This window comes from Aeromonas sp. MdU4 (assembly GCF_041929505.1).
Taxonomy (GTDB): Bacteria; Pseudomonadota; Gammaproteobacteria; order Enterobacterales; family Aeromonadaceae; genus Aeromonas.
In genome coordinates this window covers 1-2,728 of record NZ_JBHFMW010000056.1, presented here as the reverse complement: position 1 = coordinate 2,728, position 2,728 = coordinate 1, and the positions used below count along the sequence as shown (strand labels likewise).

The window sequence follows — 2,728 nt, the reverse complement described above, 5'->3', positions numbered from 1 at the left end:
ATATCTTCTTCCAGTGCGCCGTGTTTCCTGACTTTCCACTCGCCTTCGCCAAATACCTTCAGGCCAGTCGAGTCGATAACCAGGTCGGTGATACGCCCCTTGGCGGGTTGTCGATAGGCCACTTTCACCGTGTGAGCGCGCTTGCTGACACAGCTGTAGTCCGGTGCGCACAGCGGTACATTCATCAACTCGAACAGGGAGTCGAGTAGCCCCTGAGTTGCGCGAAGCGTGAGGCTGAAAATCCCCTTGAGCATCAGGAATGTGCAGATGGTCTGGTCGGCGTAAAGCTGGCTGCGTCCCCGTCGTCCATGATGGTCGTGGTGAAACCAGTTGCGCATGGCCTCGACATCAACCCAGAAGGTGAGTGAACCACGGTTAATCAAAGACTTGTTGTATTGAGGCCAGTTGGTGATGGGGTGAAGCGACGTGCCCATGATGCAGACTTGAAGGGGATGGTGGTGATTAGATCACTAAGTCCCAATTTAGTTCCATTCAAGCTGCATCGATTTGGGAAACAACGCCCCATTCACTCTGAATCGATTTTGGAAACAGCGCTGTGAATAGGTTTACCATCATCAATTCAACTCAGAAATACATGGTTACATGTTCAGTGCATGCCCGCACGAAAATATATAGGCATTAGCATCTGGTGTTGGTATAGTCTTGGGAGGTTTTTTAAATTTATTTCAAACAATTTAAATTTTTCGAATTTATTATTTGCGGTAACTTTTTCCTGTGTCAGTGTCAACAGGCCAAGGAGGGAGAGCATATATTGTTTAATGGATTAGTAATTTCCATCGTGCTCACAACAGTTTAAATAAAAAAGGGATGTTGATGGCTATATTGTCAATGATGGATGTCGATCGTGTTTATCCAACACTGTCAGATATCAAGCGTTCTCACTGTATTGTCATCATATGGTGTTGCGTGTATGCTTTTTTTTGGACCACTGCATCATTTTTCCTAGATCCAACGGTACCCTATGATGCAATTGAGGCGCTAAATTGGGCAAGCAATGGTGAATGGGGTAGTCCTAAAAATCCTTGGTTTGTTGGTTGGGTTTCCCGTGTTTTCTTATACTCACCCTCCCCCGAGTTTTCCTCTATGTATTGGTATTTAAGTCATTACACAGTTATCAGTGTAGGAATGCTGGGGTGTTATAGACTGACATATAAACTGTCAAAATCGATTTCTCTTTCATGGTTGGGGTTATTGATTTTAAATTTTTCAGGAGTCATCAACTTCGATGCCATTCCATATAATGACAACTATTTACTATTTGGCACTTGGCCATGGCTCTTATTACTATTTATAAAATCGGTATGGGAAGAACCGCGCTGGTGGCTGTTGTTCGGGTTGACCGCTGGTTGTTCGGCTATGGCCAAGTATACAACCTTTGCTCCAATTATGATGATTTTCATTGTGAGCCTCACTGTCAAAAGTGTTCGTCGTGCTTGGAGTGAACCATATTTTTATGCAGCCATATTGATATTTGTTACTCTAACTATTCCAAATCTATTCTGGATGGTAGAGAATAATTTTTCGTCAATAAAATGGGTCGAAAGTCAAGTTGCAACTCAGTTTAACCTGAGCAGTTGGTTATCTCTACTATTGGTGTTTTACCCATTAGTGCTGCTTGGTATAATTATAGTTAAACGGTCAGTTAAGCTATCTACGTATGTTTCAGAACAGTTAAAAATAACAACAGTTATTTTATTTTTACCACTTCTTATAATTATGGGTTGGTTTACTTTTCATAGCGGTGGACGGTTAGTTGAATGGTTACATCCATTCTTTATGCCTGCTCCTGCTATACTTGTTGCATATCTTTCGCCTAACACAATTAGTAGCTTATCCAGAATAATAAATACACTGGTGGTAATCTCTATAACTATCTTCGGTGGTTATATTTTCGTGCTTACTATGAATGTTAAGAACGCAGGTGAACATTTATCTGGAGTAAAGAGCTTGAGTCGTGAGGCTAAGGCTTTTTGGGATGAAAACAATGAAGGGAAGTTAACCTTGGTTGGCGGAGATGATTTATCTCAATGGTTTACATTTTATATTGCGCCGCATCCCAAAATTACACGTAGATGGAATAGTGACACATTACCTAATGTGTACAATCGTCATATTACTTCTGAGCAAATCACTCGGCAAGGAGCTCTATTGGTTGGTAAGGTTGGTGAGGGTTGTCATGAGGGCGTTTTTGCTTATTTCACCGATGAGTGGATGGAGTTTAAGCCAACGATAATAAAAGAAGTTTTCTATCAACGCTCTCCTAAAGAGGTCAAAGAGCGTGTTTGTCTCGGCATAGTTCGTGGATTTGACCCCATAGTGTCCAGACACTTTTTCCCGCTACTTGTGGCCTGACACGTCCCCATTGACCTTTTTAGCCCGGAAGGTGCGGTTCGAGTAAGGTCCATATATGGTCGGAGATATCGTGGCGGCGGTGAGCGGGTGTTAGCATGATGCGATGATTTTTACGTTAACGAGGCTGATATTGTACTGAAATACATCAACTCAAGACGACTGCCCCTAGAAAACCCGGGGTGATCCAAGCCGATATACTTCGACATGTTCAACTCTCATCCCGGAGACTGGTTATGTGTGCGTCATCAATGCGTGAGCGCCCACCCCTGTTTGCTACACCCGTTCCAGAACGAGGCACAGATTTGGTCTGAGTGCCATAAAAAACCAGTGCCTGCCACGGCACTGGAACTGGACA

The 2,728-nt window shown here is 43.2% G+C and carries 2 protein-coding genes; one reads left to right on the top strand and one right to left on the bottom strand.

Annotated elements, in window-relative coordinates; translation table 11 throughout:
• A partial coding sequence (locus ACE1BR_RS23055) for an IS5 family transposase (RefSeq protein ID WP_374874399.1) occupies window positions 1–434 on the bottom strand: 434 nt, incomplete at its 3' end.
• 400 nt (window positions 435–834) lie between these two features.
• Between ACE1BR_RS23055 and ACE1BR_RS23050 the strand changes: the two genes are divergently transcribed.
• The gene (locus tag ACE1BR_RS23050) at window positions 835–2,373 is read left to right on the top strand and encodes an ArnT family glycosyltransferase (RefSeq protein WP_374874397.1); all 1,539 of its coding nucleotides are present in this window, start codon (window positions 835–837) and stop codon (window positions 2,371–2,373) included.
• The last annotated feature ends 355 nt before the right edge of the window (window positions 2,374–2,728 follow it).

Excerpts from the sequence above, each read along its gene's own strand:
- ACE1BR_RS23050 (WP_374874397.1), top strand. The coding sequence starts at position 835 with ATGGCTATATTGTCAATGATGGATGTCGATCGTGTTTATCCAACACTG.